Consider the following 14,480-nt stretch of genomic DNA (forward strand, 5'->3'; position numbering starts at 1 on the left):
CACCCCGGCTGCGCCTTTCACAAGGAGAATCCAATGCCCAAGCCCAAGAAGGGTGCCCGCTTCGGCGGGTCGGCGTCGCACCAGAAGGCGATCTTCGCCAACCTGGCCACGGCGCTTTTCGAGCACGGTCGGATCACGACCACCGAGTCGAAGGCCAAGGCGGTCCGCCCCTACGCCGAGAAGCTCATCACCCGCGCGAAGGCCGGCACCCTTGCCGACCGTCGCGAGGTCATGAAGGTCATCCGCAACAAGGACATCGTGCACGCGCTGTTCGCGGAGATCGGCCCCTCGTTCGAGGGTCGCGAGGGTGGCTACACCCGCATCACCAAGGCGCTGCCGCGCAAGGGTGACAACGCGCCGATGGCCATCATCGAGCTGGTCCGCGAGAAGACCGTCACCAACGAGGCCGACCGCGCCCGTCGCGTCGCCGCTTCGCAGAAGACCGAGGCGCCCGCCGCCGAGGCTGCCGAAGCCAAGGCCGACGAGGTCGTCGAGGCTCCGGCCGCCGACGAGGCCGCTGAGGACAAGAAGGACGCCTGATTCTCAGGAGTTCGACCGAGCCCGTCACCCCTTCGAGGGTGGCGGGCTCGTTCTTTTGCCAGTGTTGGTGAGGCAGGGAGGTTCGATGGACGAGATCGGGCAAGGTCGGTCGCGCGTGCGGCTCGGAATCAGTTACGACGGCACCGATTTCATCGGCTGGGCGCGTCAGCCCGGGTTGCGCACCGTGCAGGGCGTGCTGGAGGAATCGCTGTCGAAGGTGTTCCGTGAGCCGATCGTGCTCACCGTCGCCGGGCGGACCGACGCGGGTGTGCACGCCGAGGGGCAGGTGGCGCATTTCGACACCTCCGGCGAATTCGATGCCGGCAAGCTGATGTACCGGATGGCCCGTTTCCTGCCCAAGGACGTCCGCATCACCGATATCCGGACGGCGCCACCGGAATTCGACGCGCGGTTCTCGGCGATGCGTCGCCACTACGCCTACCGCCTCACCACCGCCCCCTACGGTGCCGAGCCGTTGCGCGCGCGCAGCGTGGTCGCGTGTAAGCCGGGTGTGGATCTGGAAGCCATGCGCGCCGCCTCCGGAAAGTTGTTGGGACTGCACGACTTCGCCGCCTTCTGCCGTCGCCGCGAGGGCGCGACCACCGTGCGCGAACTGCAGCGTTTCGACTGGGAGCGTGAGGGCGACCTGCTCACCGCGTACGTGAGCGCTGATGCGTTCTGCTGGTCGATGGTTCGCAGCTTGGTCGGCGCGGTGCTCGCCGTCGGTGAGGGACGACGGACACCGGAATGGGTCGGGTCGCTGCTGTCGGAAACGGGACGCTCCAGCTCCGTGACCGTCGCTCCCGCACACGGCCTGAGCCTGATCGCCGTCGACTATCCCGCCGACGCCGACCTGGCCGCCCGCAACGCCCAGACCCGCGAGACCCGCACCGTCCCCGCCGCCGAGGGCTGCTGCGGCGACTGACTGCCGAAGAGGTTTGCACAGCGAGGTTTTCGCAGGTCATTCGCTACGTGATCCACAGATCCTGTGACTGAGCCGGGCTATTCTCGGGTTGGAGCCGTAGAGGCGGATATGCGTGTGCCGGAGGCAACCCATGGTGAACGGACCGACGACAATCGAATTCTCGACGCCGGAATCGCGCGGCGAGGAAGTCGACCGGTGGGCCGCGCTGATGGAGCAAACCTACTTCCCGCTCGCCTTCGGCCCCATCCGCGACGCACCTGTTTACGGCAAGGTGACCAGTGGTGCGCTGCCCGGCGCGGCCGACTTCTCCCTCACCGTGCTGGCCGGCCATAACCATCAGTACCTCCGGACGAAGACGCATGTGGCTCGCGCTGCCGAGGAGTACGTGCTGGTCAGCCAGGTGGCCGGTGAAGCCCGCCTCACCCAAAGCGGCCGTTCCGTGTTGCTCGAACCCGGGCAGATGACGATCCTCGACGGCTCGCTGCCCTCGCTGTGGGACGAAGCCGTGGCCTTCGAGCAGGTGCTCGTCCAGATTCCGGTAGGGACGCTGCGGGAGCGGCCGGGACTGAGCGCAGTGCCCATCCCCGCCGCCGTCGCGATCGAACCGGACAGCCCGGCAGGCGTTGTCGCCACCTACCCCGCCCGCTCCTGCGCCGCGATCGCCTTCGAATCCGGTTTCGCCTCCGAACGCCACTTCTATCGGGTATTCGCCCGGGAAACCGGTATGACACCGGGCGAATACCGCCTCGCCTATGGCCCGGCTCGCCATTGACAGAGACGGCGCCGGGTTTCCGGTGTCCAGGGCCTTGCCGACAGGGAATTCATCGTCGTTACCAGACACTCGGAGGCTGACGGATGTCCATCGAACCGATCACGTTCGAGTACTCCTCGGCGACGCCGCGCGGTGGTGCGCGCGAGGAATGGGAAGCGTTGCTGTCACAGAACTATGCGCCCGTCGCCTGCGACGCCCATCCCGAACTGCCCTTCTACGGGCGGGTGACGGCAAGCTCGCTGTCCGGCCACCACGACTTCACCTTGGCGACCATGGCGGGCAGCTACCAGACGTTCCGGCATTCCCGGACCCACGTCGCCCGTTCCGAGGCATATCTGCTGGTGAGCATCCACATCGAGGGCGACCTGGTGATGAACCAAGGTGGCCGTTCCGCGCAGATCACCGCGGGCGACATGGTCTTCTTCGACACCTCAGCGCCCTACCACTGGACCAACGGCTCGGATCACTGGACCGGCGGGTCGGGGTTCGAGCAGGTCGTCGTGCAGGTGCCGATGGACCTGCTGCGCGCCCAACCCGGCCTCCGGCAACTGGCGATGCCCACCGCGGTGACCGTGCCCGGCGCCGGCGCGGCAGGCGTGGTGGCGCGCTTCTTCCGTGACCTGGCAGCCATCCAGCGCAAGGACCCGGCACACGCCGCCGTACTCGCGGACAACGCACTCGGCTTGATCGCGTCCGCCGTACTGCTCACAGCGGGTGAGCGCCCGGTCGACACCCCCGCCGAGACATTGCGACGCGAACACGTCATGACCTTCCTGCGCGACAACTACACCGCCCCCGACCTCACCGCCGACGACATCGCCGCCGCCTGCCACATCTCCCGCCGCACCCTCTTCCGCCTCTTCGCCGGACCAGGCGACAGCCTGAACACCACACTGCGCACCCTCCGCCTACGTCACGCCACCCACCTGCTCACGAACAACCACCACCTCCCCACCGCCGCAGTAGCATTCGCCTCGGGCTTTTCCTCTGAACGCCACTTCTACCGCGTCTTCCACCACGAAACCGGAACAACACCAGGTGAATACCGCCACTTATGCAACCCCTGACATGAGGGCCTACGAGCCGGTCGCCTTCCAGTTCGCGGCACCGAAACCACGCAGCCCCGAATTCGAGGAGTGGCGGGCGCGATGGGCCCGCACGTCGTTTCCGCTGAATCTCGAGCCGCTACGTGATGCACCCGCCTTCGGTCGGCTGAGCACCAGCCCGCTACCGGGTGCCAACGACTTCTGGCTGTCGAGCTTCGTGGGGAGCAATCAGCAGTTCCGGCGGACGAGGACGCACGCGGCCCTTGACACCGACGAGTATTCGGTGGCCGTCGTCCAGCTTTCCGGTCGAACTTCTCTGACCCAGGGTGATCGTTCGGTGACCCTGCGGCCAGGCCAGATGACCTTCATCGACAGCGTCGCTCCGTCGCTGTGGATCGACAGTTCACCACGCGCCACGCTGTTCGAGCAGGTACTGGTGCGCGTGCGGACCGACTTGCTTCGCAGCCGATCGGGTCTGCGGACCGTCCCGACGGTCACTCCCTTCGGCAGTGACACTGCCGTCGGCGTAGTCGCGAACTACTTCGGAAACCTCGCCCGGGTGCGTGAACGTGCCCCTCGCCAGGTCGAAATCCTGGGGCGCAGTGCGCTCGAACTGCTGAGTTCCGCGGTGCTGCTCGCTGCGGGATCCACCGGGGCAGCGGAGTCCGGCGACGCCTTGCGCGGCGAACAGGTCATGGCCTACCTGCGAAAGAACTTCGCGGAACCCACATTGAGTGTGGACGAGGTCGCGGGGGCTTGTCATATGTCGCGGCGGACGTTGTTCCGGGTATTCGACGGCGACGGGGAGAGTTTCGGCACAGCGTTGCGACAGCTGCGGGTACGACAGGCACAGAAGTTGTTGGTGAGCAACAGCGCCCGGCCGATCGCCGGGGTGGCATTCGAGGTGGGGTTCGCTTCGGAACGGCAGTTCTATCGCGCGTTTCAGGAGGTTGTCGGGATGTCGCCGGGGCATTTCCGGCGATCGCATCGGCAACTCGGGAACTGGCGGGCGCGGGGGCATACGCGCTGGTAGGCTCTGGCCGGTTACGAGTCGAGCGGTCCGTCTGGACTACCATTGCGCCGCAGTCGATTTCAGGGAGTTATTGTGAATCCGCAGGACACGAATCAGGGTGCCATCCGCAACTCGCCGTTGTCCGCGGCGGTGCCCGAGCACCGGATTCCGCTCTACGACGAGGCGTTCGCGGCCGATCCGCACGGTGCCTACCGCCGGATGCGTGACCAGTACGAATCGCTGGTGCCCGTCGAGCTGTGGCCGGGCGTGCCCGCCACGCTGGTCATCAAATTCAGTACCGCGGTGCGAATTCTCAACGACCCCGCGAACTTCTCCGCCGATCCGCGGGCGTGGCAGGCGACCGTGCCACGCGATATCCCGATCATGCCGATGATCGAGTACCGGCCGAACGCGCTGCGTACCACCGGCAAAGGGCACACCCGCTACCGCGACGCCGTGAACGACGCGCTCGCCGGGATGGACCTCAATGTCATGCGCACCAGCGTTGAGCGATCGGCCATCCCGATCATCAACTCGTTCTGCACGGACGGGCACGCGGATGTGCTGCACCAGTACATCTTCCCGATGGTGTTCTCGGTGCTGTGCGAATTCCTCGGCTGCCCGCCCGAGATCGGCGCGGAGGTCGCCAGGGCCAATGCCGCGATGTTCGACGGCGTGGACACCGACAAGGTGAACACCATCATGACCAACGCCCTGCTCGACCTCACCGCACTGAAGCGGTCGCAGCCGGGCGACGACATCACCACCCGCCTCGTCCAGCATCCGGCGCGGCTGACCGACGACGAGATGGTGCATCAGCTGGTGCTGCTGTTCGCGGCAGGCGTCGAGCCGCCGATGAACCTCATCGCCAACACTCTGCTGCTGATGCTGACCGATCCCCGCTTCACCGGCGAAGGCAACTCGATGCCGTTGTCGACCAAGATGGCGATCGACGAGCGCCTCGCCACCGACCCGCCGATGGCGAACTACTGCATCACCTACCCGCGCCAGTCCGTGCCGATCGACGGTGTACTGCTGCCCGCTCAGCAGCCGGTCATCATCAGCATGGCCGCCTGCAATACCGATCCGACGATCAACACCGGCGATTTCCTCGGCAACGGCTGGAATCTGGCGTTCAGTGCGGGCGAACACGCCTGCCCCGCGCATGCGCGCCCGTATGGCGTGCTCCTGGCGCAGGACGTCATCGACCAGCTCTTCGATGTCCTGCCGGAGCTGAAGCTCGGAGTGGCCCAGGACGACCTCGTGTGGCGTCCCGGGCCATTCCACCGAGCGTTGTCAGCGTTGCCGGTCGTGTTCCCACGAACGGCACCGCTGTCGCTGTAACCGCATATCAGCCGTTGATGCGGCTCTCCCACGCGCCGGGTAGATCGTCGAACAGCACCGGCGCGCCGAGGATCTCGTCGTCGAAGCCGAAGGAATCGAGCAGGGCCGGAACGTTGTCGGCGAGAGTGTCGATGGCTTCCCGGAGCTGCTGCTTGACGCCTTCGACAGCGGCAACGTCCAGGTAACCGCGGGTGAGGTACCACGCGGCATTCTGATCGAGGTAGTGCAGCGCGAAAACGTCACGCACGGCGGCGATTTCGGGCAGGTGCTCGTACCGGTGGAGCAGCTGCAACGCTTCCTCCGCGCTGTAGGCCTCGGCGAGTTCGAGTGCTTCCGGAATGACGGCGAGCCGATCCGCGAGTTCTCCCGATTCCAGATGCCGCTGAGCTTCCTGCACGATCGTGAGGGTGCGCGCGGTGAACAGACCGAGGCGGTCGGTGGTGACGGCGGGATCGTGCAGACCGGTCTGCGGCGGTACCTTGCCCGCGAGATGCCTGGCCAGGACGCGACCGGCGACCGAGCCGAGCACATGGCAGTCGCCTTCGCCGGTGATGGCCGCGTGGCAGACGCCGATGTAGTCGGCGACCCGGTTGGCGCTGAACATGCCCTGCGCACCCATCTTGATGCGACAGTGGGTCACCGTGTCCAGGGCGTGTAGCTGGATGAAGTGCTTGGCCAGCATCACCGAGACGACGGTGTCGCGATCGGTGAGGTCGCTGTTGGCGAGGGAGGTCTTGACCGCGTTGCCGAAGATGGTGCGCGCGACCGTGCCGGCCAGATCGGTGAGCAGGGTGTTGCGCACGTGCGGGATGTCGGCCATCACCGTCGTGGCGGTCGGCGTCAACGGCACCCCGCGCTTGGCGGCGTAGCGCAGCGCGATGTAGAGCGAGGCTCGCGCGGTGGCGTTCAGGCAGGACGCGAGGGCCAGGCGGCCGACCGTCAGCTGGCTGATCGCGGAGGCGAACGAGCGGCGCTGGCTGTCCTCGTCGTTCCAGGTCAGGACACCGTTGTCGTCGATGGTCGCCAGGTTTCCACCCAGCCAGGCGCTGCGGTCGACGCGGAGATTGTCGAAGCTGATGACCGAGTTGTCCATGATGACCAGCGGCTGCCGGTCGAGCTGGGTGATCGTGACACCGGGTGCTGCCGTGCCGTCGGCCACCCGCAGACGCGCGGTGAACAGGTGCACACCCTGATCGACACCCGCTGAGTCGATGAAGCGGGCACCGACGACGCACACGCGCGAGACCGGGATTCCGACGCTCGGCATGAACTTGCGGGCCCTCGGGTTCGGGGTGTTGATGACGAACCCGCCGTCTTCCCAGGTCGCGGTGGTCTGCATGAAGCCGATGTTGGAGCCGCAACCGTACTCGGTGAGCAGCATGACGCCGATCGCGGTGGCGTCGTCGAGGTCGTGCAGGTACGGCGCCGCCGAGTCGGAGTCGGTGAGTGTGGACAGCGAGCCCGACGCAAGGTTGAAGTGGCCCGAGATCAACGGGATGAGGTCGGTTGCCAGCACCGCGGACCAGTCGAACAAGGCGAACAGCTGGGGGAGGTTGGTCGCGACATCGCTGGCCTTACCGAGTTCCTTGACCAGGTCACGCAGCTGGGCGTAGGCGTTCTCGCGCCGCTGCGCTTGGCCCTGGTGCACGGTGATGGCGTAGTCCGGGTCGATCAGCAGTTGCTGCAACCGTTCCTGAAAATCTCGTTCACCGTGGCGGAGAAGTTCCGAAAGAGGGGTGTCTGCCGTGTTGCTTTGCGCCGTCATCATCGATCCTGCTCTCGCGTGGGCGCCACGACGAACAGGTTCACGGCGCCCCTGAATACCGAAAATGCATTGTTGCACAGCGGATTACGCCAATTCTGTGAATCGTCACTTCACAACGGTCGGTGCAGGCAGACGCGGTCTTTCAGGATCGGACGAGTCGCGCGATGGCGTCGGTGGCTTCCTTGATCTTCGCCTCGGCTTCGGGTCCGCCCGCGACGGCGGCGTCGACGACGCAGTGGCTGATGTGGTCTTCGAGCAGCCCCATCGCGACGGCCTGCAGGGCCTTGGTCATGGCCGAGACCTGGGTGAGGATGTCGATGCAGTACTTCTCCTCCTCGACCATGCGCTGCAGGCCGCGGGCCTGGCCCTCGATGCGGCGCAGGCGCTTGAGGTAGTCGTCCTTGGCGGTGATGTAGCCGTGGCCGTGGTGGCCGGCGTGCTCGTCGGCGGGCGCGGTGTCGGGGGTGGGTGTGGTCACCGTGGTCTCCTCTTGCGTCGTGCCCGCCGGGGTGCGAGCTGATACCCCCCTAGGGTACAGTTTCGCGCCGGACTTGTCAGATATGGTCCCGGTGCTCCTCGCTACCAGGCCGGACGGGAGAATCAGCGGTATGAGTTCGCATCCCCGGCCCGCCCTCGCCGTCATCGGCGGCAGCGGTTTCTATGACTTCTTCGACAACGACGCGGTGCACGTCGACGTCGACACACCGTACGGCACGCCGAGCGCCCCGGTCGCGATCGGCGAGGTGGAAGGCCGCCACGTCGCCTTCCTCCCGCGCCACGGCAAGCAGCACGAATACGCCCCGCACACCCTGCCCTACCAGGCCAACATGTGGGCGCTGCGCTCGCTCGGCGTGCGCCGGGTGTTCGCGCCGTGCGCGGTCGGCAGCCTGCGCGCCGACTGGGGGCCGGGGACCGTCGCGGTACCGGATCAGCTCGTCGACCGGACCTCGGGCCGTCCGCAGACCTACTTCGACGGCGGCGGTATCCACGTCTCCTTCGCCGACCCCTACTGCGACGACCTGCGCGGCGCGGCGGTGAAGGCGGCCGGTGCAGGCCAGTTGCGCGTCGAACCCTCGGGCACGATGGTGGTGGTGCAGGGCCCGCGCTTCTCGACAAGGGCCGAGAGCCGCTGGTTCGCCGGGCAGGGCTGGGACCTGGTGAATATGACCGGCCACCCCGAGGCCGTCCTGGCTCGGGAACTCGAAATGTGCTACGCCGCAGTCGCTCTGGTCACCGATCTGGACGCGGGCCTGGAGGAGGGGCAGGGCGTGCACGCGGTCGACGTGTTCGCGGAGTTCAAGAAGAACCTCGGCCCGTTCAAGGATCTCATGCGCAGCGCCGTGGCGGCCGTCGACGGCACCGACACCTGCGAGCGCTGCCAGGTGCACGCCGGGGTGTCACTGCCCTTCGAACTGCCCTGAGAACAACCGGCTCAGCCTTAGAACTGCCCGGGGGTGAGCCGCACCTGAGCCAGGACGAACAACGGCGTGCCGTCACCCGGCGCGCCGGGCAGGGGTGACACCTCGACGTCGGCCACCAGCCACTCACCCGACTCGGTGGCCAGCCGCAACCCCGGCAGTGTCGCGTTCGTCGCCCCCGCCAGGATCTGCTCGCGCACCTCGAGGATCCTTACCCGGTCCTCGGGGTGCGGGATGTCGCGGTCGTCGACCAGGTGCCAGCGCACTCCGGGCAGCGGCTCGGTCACCCACCGCACCGGACGCGCCTGTACGGTGTCGATGACGGCCAGATACAGCCCGGGCTGGGTGTCGCGCAGCAATTCGAGGGTGGTCGCCTCGAGTGACTTCGGTTGTGGCGCAATACTGTCGGTGACATCGATCGATACACCACGCCACTGGAACCGGTCTTCGGTCTCGTTGCGGGTGGCGATCAGCATCGACCGAGGCCCGATCCCGGAACGTATCGTGGCGATTCCCGACCAGCGACTGCCCGGCTCCGAGCGATTCAGCGCGGCAACGAGATCGAGCGCGGCGTCGAAGCGCTCCACCAGCTGGTACGGCTCGGCGCCACGGTATTCCCTGGGTTCGGCACCGAAATGGGCGCCGAGGCCGCCGGGCCTGCTGCTCACCCGCCGGGTGCGCGCATCGATGCGGAACGGCGAGACACCCAGTTCCTCGGTGGGCGCCTGTCTGCCCACCCACACTTTCACCGCATGCGGCGCCGAGCCCGGCCATACCACGGGGACCGCGCGAAACCGGTGCTCCGACCACGGTTTCCGCGATTTCGGCAGCACCTTGTCGACCGGTTCGCCCGTGTCGTAGGCGGCCACAACCAAGGGCCGCAACTGCGCCGAGATCGCCCGCTCGTAGGACGTCCACTCGCGCGGCGTCGTGCCCGAAGTGAGCATCGACCAGGTATGCGCTTCCCCCAGGGTTTCCACCAACTGCCAGCGGTCGAGAATCATGAGCGTCCCCCTTCGTCACACGTCGCCGGAACATGAACGAACGGTGACCATCGTGCCTGATCCGCCCGCCCGCATCGGCGCCGGGGCAGCATCGATAGGCTCAGGGTATGGATGAACCACTGCGGTTGGAGGTCATCGTCGCCAGCACCCGGCCGGGCCGGTTCGCGCCCGTGGTGGCCGACTGGTTCCTCGGGGCGCTGGCCGACCGGCCCGAATTCGAGCTGGGGGTGCTGGATCTGATCGATCACCCGATGCCGACCGAGCTCACCGAAACCCCGCAGGTCGCGGCATTCCGGGAACGGCTCGGCGCCGCCGATGCCTTCGTGGTCGTCACCTCCGAGTACAACCACGGCTATCCGGCCTCGCTCAAGGCCGCGCTCGACAGCGCCAAACACGAATGGCGGGCCAAGCCGATCGGTTTCGTGTCCTACGGCGGGCTGTCGGGCGGATTGCGCGCGGTCGAGCAGTTGCGGCAGGTGGTCGCCGAACTGCACATGGTCTCGGTGCGCGAATCGGTGAGCTTCGCCCAGGCCAAACGTCACTTCGACCCGACCGACGGCGCGGCGGTCGATGCCCGCGAGCGCATGCTTCGCCAATTGGCCTGGTGGGGAACGGTGCTGCGGGAAGCGCGGCCGACCTATCCCGGCTGAGACGCCATCGCCCGCTGACCGCGCGGCTGACCGATGTAGGTCGACTCGCGCGGAATGGAGACCAGCGTGAGGTTCACCCTTGTCGTGCCCGTACGCAGCACCACCCGGTTACCGACCGCACCCGGCTGGTAGATCTCCAGGTCGGGGCGGGAAGCGGGCCAGCCGTTGGGGTCGGCGGTGAGGTAGATCGTGGTGACACCGGCGTGCGGGGCGGGCGCGAGCACACCGTCGACGATGGTCGCGGTGAATCCCGCGTCGGACTGGTGTGTTTCGACCGCGATCGTCAACCGCTCGGGGTTGCCGACGGTGGTCACCAGCTGCTCCCAGGCCTGGGCCCGATCGGTGCGGATCAGCACCCGCTCACCGACGGCGAGCGCACGGAATACCAGCTGCTGGGCCAGGTACAGCTCACCGGCGACGTAGACGGTGGAGATACCGGCGCCGATGATGCGCGTCGCCACACCGTTGCCCTCCTCGTCGGAACCGAGCAGCTGCCCGCACCCGGCTGAGGGCAGGTGCAGCGCGCCGATCACATCGATCGGGTACTCGGTGGTCGGCACCGTGTCGTCGACGCCGGGCACCGCGATCGGCAGGTGCGCGAGCAGCGCGTCGCGGTGGCGCCCGTTCATCGAGATCATGCCCTTGGTCTTGGCCTTCTCGGGCAGCTCACGCGCGGTCAGGCGCCAGGCCGCGCCCACGCTCACCGATTCGGCATCGCTACCCGGGCGCAGCCGCACGGCGACGGTCGTGCCGCGCGACGGCGCCACCCACAGCTGGGCGAGCAGGTCCGAACCGAGCTGCGCGGGGTCGACGGCGCTGCCGATATTGACCGCGTTGCCGATCTCGGCGTACTTCCAGCGCTGGGTGAGGGTGCGCGGATCGAGCCCGACGGTGATCTGCTGCACGGCTTTCCGGATTTCGGGAGCGGTGAGGATGCGGGCGTTGCAGTCGGCGTCTTCCAGCGTGCGCATGATGCGCTGGGTGGCGATGGTGACCGCGCGGGAGGCGCCTTCGGTGCCGCCGCCGCGTCGTGCCGCGGCCTCGGGACACTGCACCGCGTCGAAGCTGATCGCCAGCCACACCGTGCGATGCGCAGTGGCGGGCAGCGGGCCGAGCAGCGACTCGTAGATGGCGCCCGCGGGTGTGCCGGAGCGGCTGCGGTGGCCGTGGCTGATGATGTCGATGCCGCTGAGCAGGATGTCGTGCTGGGTGAGGCAGGCGGCGAGTTCGGGCAGCGGCAGCAGGTGCGAGGCGTGCACAGCGGTGCGCGCGATCCGGGTGAGTCCGCCCTTGGGCGGCAGGACCTCGACCACGGTGACCACCCGGCTGCCGTCCCAGTACAGTCCGAGCGAACGGCCGTCGGCGCCACGGAAATCCACGGTGTCGCCGAGGGTGTAATCCCGCTTGCTCGCATAACCGCGGATGGTGGAGAGCCAGTCGAGGATCGTGCGCTTGCCGATCGGGATCAGCGGAACGAGCATCACCGCAACCGCCACCCCGAGCGACGGCAACGCGCCGAGGCCGACCACCAGCGCGACAAGCCCCGCGATCAGACCGAGGACCTGCGCGATGAGCAGATGCGGCAGCGAAATCCGACCGAACAGCGGACGCGGACCCGCACCGGTGAAGTCGGCCATTCGTTCCTCCCCCAAGTACCCGATTACCGATCGACCGATGGCCGAATGCGAACAAGTGCTGCCGGGAACTGTACTGTGTTGCCCGGACAAGAGCACTGTTCGGGGGAGGAACCATGCCTTCAAAACCCACTACGCGCTGGCAGGTCAGCGGTTACCGCTTCCTGGTGCGGCGGATGGAGCACGCCCTTGTACGGCGCGACGTGCGCATGCTGCACGATCCGATGCGCGCCCAAACCCGTGCCTACGTGGTCGGATTGGTTCTCGGCATCGTCGTCCTGGCCGGTTGCGGCGTGCTCGCCCTGCTCAAACCGCAGGACAAGATCGGCGACAACAAGATCCTGATCGGTAAGGAATCCGGCGGCGTCTACGTGGTGATCGACAATGTCGTCCACCCCGCGCTCAATCTGGCCTCCGCCCGCCTGGCCGCGGGTGAGGCGGCCAAAGCGGTGATCGTCAAGGAGTCCGAACTCGGCAAGAAGCCGCGCGGTCAGCTCGTCGGTATCCCCGGCGCCCCCTCGTCGATCCAGTACGACAAGGACGGCAAGGGCAGGCCCTGGTCGGTGTGCGACCGGCTCAAGGCCGACGGCAGCACCGACCTCACCACCTCCGTCCTCGCCGGCACACCCGAACTCGGCGACAAGGCGTCCAAGGTCGACACCGGTAAGGCGATGCTCGTCAAGGGCAAGGACGCCACCTACCTGATCTACGACGGCAAGCGGGCCCGCGTGAAGATGGACGACCCACCGGTCACCCAGGCGCTCGGCATCAGCGGTGAAACGCCGCGCCCGATCAGCGAGGGACTGCTCAACGCGATTCCCGAGATGCTGCCGATCATCACCCCGGTCATCGACAACCCGGGCGGCACCCCGCCTTACAAAGTCGGCGGCCACCGGATCGGTGACGTCGTCCAGGTCTTCAATGAGCCCAACCAGAACTATGTCGTGCTCCACGAGGGACTGCAGGCGGTCTCGGCGTTGACCGCCCAGATCATCCGCAACTTCTACCCGACGGACATGCCGGGCACCACGATTCAGGCGACGGACAAGACCTTCGCCCCGCACGTGCAGACCCTGCGGGTTCAGGACTACCCCGCCGAGCGGCCGACCCTGATCACCGCCAAGGACCAGCCGGTCAGCTGCATCTCCTGGAAGCCGATCGCCGGTGCCACCGACAACGACGACAGCACCGCTCGCGCCGAACTTTCCCTGATCACGGGAATCGACATGCCGATCCCGAACAAGGCCAAACTCGTCGACCTGGCTCAGGCCGACGGTGTCGGCCCGAACGCCGACTCCGTCTACATCCCGCCGGGCGTCGGCGCCTACGTGCAGTCCACCGGCATCGAGTCCGACAGCCGCCGCAAGGACAGCCTGTTCTACATCGCCGACACCGGCGTGCGCTTCGGCATCAAGAACGCCGAAGCGGTGAAGGCGCTCGGCCTCGAGAACGTCACCGCCGAACCGGCGCCCTGGGCGATCATCGGGCTGCTCGCCGGCGGCCCGAGCCTCGGCCGCGAGGACGCGATGGTCGCGCACGACGGTGTGTCGCCCGATCCCTCACCCGCGAAACAGCCTGTCGCGTCGGTGAATTAGCCGCCAGGGGTTTGTCGGTCGGTGGTCAGCTCGGCCACCTCGGCGCGCAGCGAACGCACCTCCTCGACCAGTTCGGCGAGGGTGCGTTCGGTGCGGTCGGCGGCCTCGTCGACGGTTTTGAGCTGCTCGACCACCCAGCTGGTCATGGTGCCGATGGCGAAGGAGATCAGGCCGATACCGAGCGTCATCAGGACCAGCGACACCAGGCGGCCCTCGGGCGTCACCGGGTAGACGTCGCCGTAGCCGACGGTGGTCACCGAGACCGCCGACCACCACAGTGCGTCGGCGAAGGACTTGATCTTGCTGTCCGGTGCGCCGTACTCGGCGTCGAAGAACGCCAGGCTGCACAGCAGCAGGATGAGCAGCGAGCTCGTCGCGACGAAGGTCATCAGCCGGGTGCGCGGTTTGGTCGCGCGATTGAGGCTGTCGAGCAGCAGTAGTGCCACGCGCAGCAGTCGCAGCGGCCGGAACGGTGGGACCAGGACTACGAGCAGGTCGAGCGGGTGTTTGCGGACGAACCGGCCACGATCGGTCGACAGGTACAGCCGCACCGCGAAGTCGATCGCGAATGCCGCCCATATCGCGAGATCGGCCCAGATGAGCGTGATATCGAGGGTGGGGGAGGCCTGGGTGTCGAGCACCCGCCAGGCGTAGATGAGCAGGAACGCGATCGCGAGCATCATCAACGGCAGGTTGGTGCGCTGCTCCCAGCGTTGCCGCCGGGTGAGCGGGCGCTCGGTCGTCGTTGTCATCGCTACCTGCTTCGCTGGACTAC

General features: G+C 67.3%; 14 protein-coding genes. 9 read left to right on the plus strand and 5 right to left on the minus strand.

Going from position 1 to position 14,480, the window contains the following annotated elements; genetic code table 11:
* Positions 1 to 33: 33 nt before the first annotated feature.
* The 6 genes from rplQ to LDL21_RS24625 all read left to right on the plus strand — a co-directional run bounded on the left by rplQ (position 34) and on the right by LDL21_RS24625 (position 5,639).
* The gene (gene rplQ / locus LDL21_RS24600; protein WP_181700705.1) at positions 34 to 540 is read left to right on the plus strand and encodes a 50S ribosomal protein L17; all 507 of its coding nucleotides are present in this window, start codon (positions 34 to 36) and stop codon (positions 538 to 540) included.
* Between the two features lie 85 nt (positions 541 to 625).
* Positions 626 to 1,465: a tRNA pseudouridine(38-40) synthase TruA gene (gene truA / locus LDL21_RS24605; protein ID WP_225281942.1), complete on the plus strand. Its 840-nt coding sequence runs from the start codon at positions 626 to 628 to the stop codon at positions 1,463 to 1,465.
* A gap of 130 nt (positions 1,466 to 1,595) precedes the next feature.
* Entirely contained in the window at positions 1,596 to 2,237 is a 642-nt protein-coding gene (locus LDL21_RS24610) for an AraC family transcriptional regulator (RefSeq protein WP_225281943.1), read from the plus strand.
* An 83-nt stretch (positions 2,238 to 2,320) separates the two neighbouring features.
* Positions 2,321 to 3,304, plus strand: coding sequence for a helix-turn-helix domain-containing protein (locus LDL21_RS24615; RefSeq protein ID WP_225281944.1), 984 nt, complete (start codon positions 2,321 to 2,323; stop codon positions 3,302 to 3,304).
* A gap of 1 nt (position 3,305) precedes the next feature.
* Positions 3,306 to 4,316 (plus strand): helix-turn-helix domain-containing protein, encoded by a 1,011-nt coding sequence (locus LDL21_RS24620; RefSeq protein WP_225281945.1) that lies wholly within the window; start codon positions 3,306 to 3,308, stop codon positions 4,314 to 4,316.
* Between the two features lie 72 nt (positions 4,317 to 4,388).
* The gene (locus LDL21_RS24625) at positions 4,389 to 5,639 is read left to right on the plus strand and encodes a cytochrome P450 family protein (RefSeq protein WP_225281946.1); all 1,251 of its coding nucleotides are present in this window, start codon (positions 4,389 to 4,391) and stop codon (positions 5,637 to 5,639) included.
* 7 nt (positions 5,640 to 5,646) lie between these two features.
* Here the strand turns inward: LDL21_RS24625 and LDL21_RS24630 are convergent, their stop codons facing one another.
* A complete protein-coding gene (locus LDL21_RS24630; protein ID WP_225281947.1) occupies positions 5,647 to 7,326 on the minus strand; it encodes an acyl-CoA dehydrogenase family protein in 1,680 nt (559 codons plus the stop codon).
* A gap of 220 nt (positions 7,327 to 7,546) precedes the next feature.
* Entirely contained in the window at positions 7,547 to 7,882 is a 336-nt protein-coding gene (locus tag LDL21_RS24635) for a metal-sensitive transcriptional regulator (RefSeq protein ID WP_067641208.1), read from the minus strand.
* 130 nt (positions 7,883 to 8,012) lie between these two features.
* Between LDL21_RS24635 and LDL21_RS24640 the strand changes: the two genes are divergently transcribed.
* Entirely contained in the window at positions 8,013 to 8,825 is an 813-nt protein-coding gene (locus LDL21_RS24640) for an S-methyl-5'-thioadenosine phosphorylase (RefSeq protein ID WP_225281948.1), read from the plus strand.
* A gap of 17 nt (positions 8,826 to 8,842) precedes the next feature.
* Here LDL21_RS24640 and LDL21_RS24645 read toward each other — a convergent pair whose 3' ends face one another.
* Positions 8,843 to 9,826 carry a GAF domain-containing protein gene (locus LDL21_RS24645; RefSeq protein ID WP_225281949.1) on the minus strand — a complete coding sequence of 328 codons (984 nt, stop codon included), beginning with the start codon at positions 9,824 to 9,826 and terminating at the stop codon, positions 8,843 to 8,845.
* Positions 9,827 to 9,933: 107 nt separating this feature from the next.
* Between LDL21_RS24645 and LDL21_RS24650 the strand changes: the two genes are divergently transcribed.
* Positions 9,934 to 10,476 (plus strand): NADPH-dependent FMN reductase, encoded by a 543-nt coding sequence (locus LDL21_RS24650; protein ID WP_181700692.1) that lies wholly within the window; start codon positions 9,934 to 9,936, stop codon positions 10,474 to 10,476.
* Here the strand turns inward: LDL21_RS24650 and eccE are convergent.
* Entirely contained in the window at positions 10,464 to 12,113 is a 1,650-nt protein-coding gene (gene eccE, locus LDL21_RS24655) for a type VII secretion protein EccE (protein WP_181700690.1), read from the minus strand. The two genes, LDL21_RS24650 and eccE, sit on opposite strands and share 13 nt — an antisense overlap.
* Before the next feature lie 113 nt (positions 12,114 to 12,226).
* On the opposite strand from eccE, the gene eccB reads away from it, so the two are divergent.
* The gene (gene eccB, locus LDL21_RS24660) at positions 12,227 to 13,705 is read left to right on the plus strand and encodes a type VII secretion protein EccB (RefSeq protein WP_225281950.1); all 1,479 of its coding nucleotides are present in this window, start codon (positions 12,227 to 12,229) and stop codon (positions 13,703 to 13,705) included.
* Here eccB and LDL21_RS24665 read toward each other — a convergent pair.
* Complete coding sequence (locus tag LDL21_RS24665; protein ID WP_225281951.1) at positions 13,702 to 14,457, minus strand: potassium channel family protein; 756 nt, start codon at positions 14,455 to 14,457, stop codon at positions 13,702 to 13,704. The genes eccB and LDL21_RS24665 overlap by 4 nt on opposite strands.
* Positions 14,458 to 14,480: the final 23 nt, after the last annotated feature.

It is taken from the genome of Nocardia rosealba (assembly GCF_020216065.1).
Lineage (GTDB): Bacteria > Actinomycetota > Actinomycetes > Mycobacteriales > Mycobacteriaceae > Nocardia > Nocardia rosealba.